5 protein-coding genes and 1 pseudogene are annotated in these 4,930 nt (G+C 63.6%); all 6 read left to right on the top strand.

Annotation, left to right across the window (positions count from 1 at the left end; translation table 11 throughout):
* Window positions 1-937 (top strand): annotated as a pseudogene (locus EOA78_RS35045) (DNA cytosine methyltransferase); the annotation flags it as partial.
* Entirely contained in the window at window positions 934-1,761 is an 828-nt protein-coding gene (locus EOA78_RS35040; protein WP_127320254.1) for a phosphoadenosine phosphosulfate reductase family protein, read from the top strand. The pseudogene EOA78_RS35045 and the gene EOA78_RS35040, both read left to right, overlap by 4 nt.
* Window positions 1,758-2,651 (top strand): hypothetical protein, encoded by an 894-nt coding sequence (locus EOA78_RS35035; RefSeq protein ID WP_127320252.1) that lies wholly within the window; start codon window positions 1,758-1,760, stop codon window positions 2,649-2,651. The genes EOA78_RS35040 and EOA78_RS35035 overlap by 4 nt, the downstream gene beginning before the upstream one ends.
* Complete coding sequence (locus EOA78_RS35030) at window positions 2,648-3,859, top strand: helix-turn-helix domain-containing protein (protein ID WP_127320250.1); 1,212 nt, start codon at window positions 2,648-2,650, stop codon at window positions 3,857-3,859. The genes EOA78_RS35035 and EOA78_RS35030 overlap by 4 nt, the downstream gene beginning before the upstream one ends.
* Entirely contained in the window at window positions 3,834-4,475 is a 642-nt protein-coding gene (locus tag EOA78_RS35025; RefSeq protein WP_127320248.1) for a transcription termination/antitermination protein NusG, read from the top strand. Before EOA78_RS35030 ends, EOA78_RS35025 begins: the two co-directional genes overlap by 26 nt.
* Before the next feature lie 141 nt (window positions 4,476-4,616).
* On the top strand, window positions 4,617-4,930 hold a 314-nt coding region (locus EOA78_RS35020; protein WP_127320246.1), incomplete at its 3' end, for an HNH endonuclease.

The following is a 4,930-nucleotide window of genomic DNA, read 5'->3' as shown; positions in this document are numbered from 1 at the left end:
GCTGGATACAGTCATGGCCGGCGCGCCGCGGCATGCTGTGGTCGCCGCCAGCCTGGTGCAGGCGGGCTATGGCGAACGCGAAGGCCAGGCGCCTCGTAGCCTCGACATTGAAGAGCCGATCGGCGCGCAGGTGGCCGGCGGTGGCAAGCACGCGCTGATCGCGGCTTTCTTTGCGCAGCACAACGGCGATCCGCGCGTTGACGGCAGCAAAGAGGCGCGGCCGGGCCGACCGATCGACGAGCCGCTTGGTGCCTTCACGACTAGCCCGCAGGTTGGCGTCAGCGCCGCATTCATGGCCCAGCACAACACCGGCGAGCCCGGGCGATCAGCGGAGGATCCGCTGTCGACCATTGTCACGCTCGGATCGACGCAAGGTGTTGCCGCCATCAGTCTTCAGCGCCAGTTCGGGGCCAGCATCGGAGCGGACGTCGAGGATCCTGCGCCGACGGTCACTGTGGGCGGTTCAGGAAAGCCCGCGTTGGTCGCAGCAGCGCTAGGAAACCTGCATGGCACAAGCCGCGACGGTCGACCGATCGAAGAGCCGCTGGCTACGGTCGCTGCCGGCGGCAATCATGCGCATCTGATCCTCGGCTTCCTCCAGCACTATTTCGGCTCGGGCAAGCAGGATGACGACGTGCGCCAGCCGCTCGGCGCGCTGACCGGCAAGGCGCGCTATGGCCTCGTCGAGGTGATGGTGAAGGGCGTCCTGCACTACATCGACGACATCGGAATTCGCATGCTGGAGCCGGAGGAGGGCGCTGCCGCGCACGGCTTCAAGCCTGGCACGTTGCCGACCGAAATCACCATCGGCGGCAAGACGCGTCGGCTCACCAAGACCGAGAAATATCACCTCGTCGGCAACAGTGTGCCGCCGCACATGATCAAGCTGCTCGCTGAGTTCAACGTGCGCCAAGCCTTCGCGGAGGCTGCGGAATGACGAACCCTTATCTGATCACCGGCCCGGCGCTGATCTCGTTCTCTGGCGGGCGCACGTCAGGCTACATGGTGCACGAGATCGTGCGCGCGCATGGCGGGACGCTTCCAGACGACGTTCATGTGCTCTTCGCCAACACCGGCAAGGAGCGCGAAGAGACGCTGCGCTACGTGCACGAGTGCGGCAGCCGGTGGAACCTTCGCATTGTGTGGCTCGAATGGCGCGATACCGACGAGCAGTTCGAGGTTGTCGGCCTCAACAGCGCCAGCCGCCGGGGTGAGCCGTTCAAGGCGCTGATCGAGAAGAAGAAGGCGCTTCCAAACGGCACCGCTCGTTGGTGTACGAGCTTCCTCAAGATCGTCCCGATGCATGGCTACATGAAATCTCTCGGCTATGAGCAGGGAACCTACCGCGAAGCCGTAGGGCTGCGCCACGACGAGGGCCTCCGGCTCCTCACCATGTATGCCAACAACGAGCGCGACAATCGCCAGTGCGTGGCCCCACTCTCCAAATCCAAGATCGTCAAGGCCGACGTGATGGCGTTCTGGAAAGGCCAGCCCTTTGACCTGGCCCTGCGGTCTTGGGAAGGCAACTGCGATTTTTGCTTCAACAAGGGCCGGGCGATCCGCGAGCGCATCGCCCGCGACAATCCCGATGTGCCGCTGTGGTGGATTGGTGAGGAATCCGCGATCGGGAAGACGTTCGCCATGCGCGAGAGCGTCAGCGAGATAGTCGAGTACGTCCAACGCACGCCGATGCTTATTCCTGACGACCCGACCGAGGAACACGACGTCGAATGCGGCCTTCACTGCGAGGTGGCGGCATGAGCCAAGGCTTCAACATTGGCCGTTGGTCTGGCGGCCTCGCCGAGTGGACCGACGACGACACCGCCTATCTCTCAGTGGCCTTCACGTGGCGGCTCAACGACGCGTATCAGCGGGCACGCTGGTACAAGGCTGCCGGCTACAAGGTGCGCGCGGGCGGGCCTGGCATCTTCACGCGCAAGCACTTCCTCGCCGATGTCGCCGAGATCGGCGGCTCGATTCCTGATGCTGTCGTGCATCACAACCCGATGGCGACCTTCGCCAGCCGCGGCTGCCCGGTCGGCTGCTGGTTCTGCATCGTCCCGAAGATGGAAGGCAAAGCCTTCACGCTGCTGCCCGACTTCCCGGTGCGACCAGTGCTTTGCGACAACAATCTCTCAGCGCTGCCGGCCGATTATCAGGATCACATCGTTTCACGCTATCTCGCCGCCGCCGTGCCATTGCTGGACGCCAACAGCGGGTTCGAGCCACGCACCTTCGACGATGACGTTTATCAGCGCTGGAAGGTCATAAACCGTGGTCCGTGGCGCTTCGCCTATGATGACATGGCCGAGCGATCGTTCGTCGAGCGAGTAATGCGCATGCTCGCCGCCGTGTCGCCTCGCCAAACGCGTGTCTATGTGCTGATCGGTAACGAGCCCTTTGCCGCCTGCATGGAGCGCATCCGTGAGGTGATGGCATGGGGTGGCGAGCCGCACGTCCAGCCGTTCATGAAGCTCAACGCATTAGAGCGTCGGCCTTTTCCGCGATTCGACTGGAATGAGCAGCTTCTGCGAGATGTCGCTCGCTGGGCGAACTCGCCGATGATCTGGCGCAAGACGCCATTCTCCGACTATCGCCGGTCGGCCAAGACCCGCGAACGCTATGACGAGCAGGTGGGGATGTTCGTATGAGCGCGTTTCTGCTCGGCATAGGCTTTCGCGCCGACATGGGTACCTGCGCACGCAAGCTGGTGCTGCTCAAGCTTATCGACGCCTGCGATGACGACGGCAGCCGCATCTTTCCGGCCATATCGACGATCGCGCGCGCGGCGCAATGCTCGACGCGCCAAGTGCAGCGCGAGCTGAAGGCGTTCCTCGACATCGGGCTGATCAGGCTTGTGCGCGAGGGCGGCAAGGGGCCGCGCAGCACCAACGAATATGCGCTCGACCTTGACGTGCTGCAGCTGCTCGGCAGGGGCGGATGGGCGCTCGTGGCGAGCGAGAAGCGCCCCGGTGCCGCTGCGGAAAAGGGTGACACCGTGTCACCCTTGGATGGTGCCGAAAAGGGTGACACCGGAAGCACCGAAAGGGTGACGACGGAGACGTCTAAGGGTGACAAGCTGAGTCACCCAACCCCTCCAGACCCCTCCCTTGATCCCTCCGTTGAGAGAGAGCGCGAGCGCGAGGATGGCAAGAAAATCGATGCCGACGGCTGGGCGCTGCTGAAGGACTGGCCAGGCTTCGCGGGCATGCCGAAAGAACCGGCGCTGAAGGTCTGGCGCAGCCTCGAACCGGACGAGCGGGCCGAGGCGGCACGGTTGTTTCCGCACTGGCTGGCCCTGCTCAAGGCGCAACGCAAGACACACACGCCGGCACCGTCGACCTATTTCGGGCAGAAGCTCTGGCGCGAGGTTCCCGAACCGCAGGCGGCAGCGCCCAAGCCTGCCTATGCGCCGGCCTTCGGACCTGTCTGGGCAGCGATCCGGATGCGCGACCTGCTCACCGGGCCGAAGGCTGCGACCCCACTGAAGGCATGGGAGGAACGCTCGCTGGCAGATGGGACGATGAAGCTTGACCGGGACGCGCTGGAGAAGGCGAACCGGCTGCGCGGCGGCTGGCCGATGGTCAACGCGCTGCACCAGGCAGCCGAGACGCGCGGGCTCGGGATCCACGGCTTTGGACCTGAGGAAGAGCATCTCGGTAAGCTCTGCGAATTCGTGCCGACCGGTAGCGAGGTCTGGCAGGCGTGGAAGCTGGAGCACGAACTGCGCGGTTGGCCGTGGCTGCCGGACCCGGGAACGATGCGTGGCGTGTATTTCCCGGCTGGCGGGCCGGCAGGACTGGAAGCATTTGAACAATCGGTGCGAGGGACCAATGATGCACAGCAAGCGGCCGAATGAAGCCGAAAAGATCAATCTCGACCGCTGCTATGCCGAATCGGATCGCATGATCGCGGTGTCTCGCCGGCAGCAAGCGTTGCTAGCCGGTGCTGGCGAAGCGGTTCCTGAAGCGCAATGGTTCGTTCTCCGCCTGGAGAATCACGCAGAAAAGGATGTGGATAAGTTGCTGGGCCAGGCATCGATCGAACGATGGTTTCCCCTTGTGAAGAAGGTTCGCAACGCCCCGCATGCCAAGCGCAAGGTGGTCTACACTGTGCCAGCGCTGCCCGGCTACGTGTTCATCCGCGTGGTCAATCGGGACCGGACATGGGCAGGAATACTCGGTATGGAAGGCGTTGTCGGCGTGCTTGGCGGAAGCCTTGGTCCAGTCGCAGTGTCCGACGCGATGCGATTGAAATTCAAGAAGAAACTGGAAGAGCGGTCAACGGATGCTGAGGTGGTCGAAGCGGCGTTCCCGGTGGGCGCGAGCGTGCTGATCGAGGATGGGCCATTCGCCAGCTTCCCGGGTGTCATTCAGTCGGTGCTGGACGAGCAGGTTGCCACGGTTCTGGTCGAGATATTCGGTCGCTACGTGCCCGTCGAGCTATGCCTTGCACAAATCACAAAAGCGGAATAGCGAATCTCACCTAGGACGACCCGTTGACCTGAAGCGCGAGCTTCTAAAACCGAGTGCCAGCCGCAAGGCCGAGGCCCGAACGGATCCAGGTGAAGCGAAGGGCGCGGCCCAGCATGCTTCCCCGCAATGGATAAGATTCCAGTGGCAAAGCTGAAGATGATGGCGCCGGCGATCCGGACCATCGACACCCGCACGGTCAAGGTCGCACCAAAGACTGCTGATTCGTTCTACTTGTCGCCTGAGTGGCGCAAGCTGATGGCAGAGATCATCGCCGAGCGGGGTCGCAGATGCGAGGACCCGAAATGCGATGGCAGGACGCACCGGCCAGGCATGCGCGTGTTCGGTGACCACGTGGTCGAGCTCAGGGACGGCGGCGCGCCGCTCGACAAGCGCAACATCATGCTCCGGTGCGGGGCATCGCACACCAAGAAGACGCTGGCCGAGCGGGCCAAGAG

Origin of the sequence: Mesorhizobium sp. M5C.F.Cr.IN.023.01.1.1 (assembly GCF_003997585.1) — a bacterium.
Taxonomy (GTDB): domain Bacteria; phylum Pseudomonadota; class Alphaproteobacteria; order Rhizobiales; family Rhizobiaceae; genus Mesorhizobium; species Mesorhizobium wenxiniae.
Note: the sequence above shows the minus strand (reverse complement) of the source record. Positions and strands in the feature narration are given on the sequence as shown.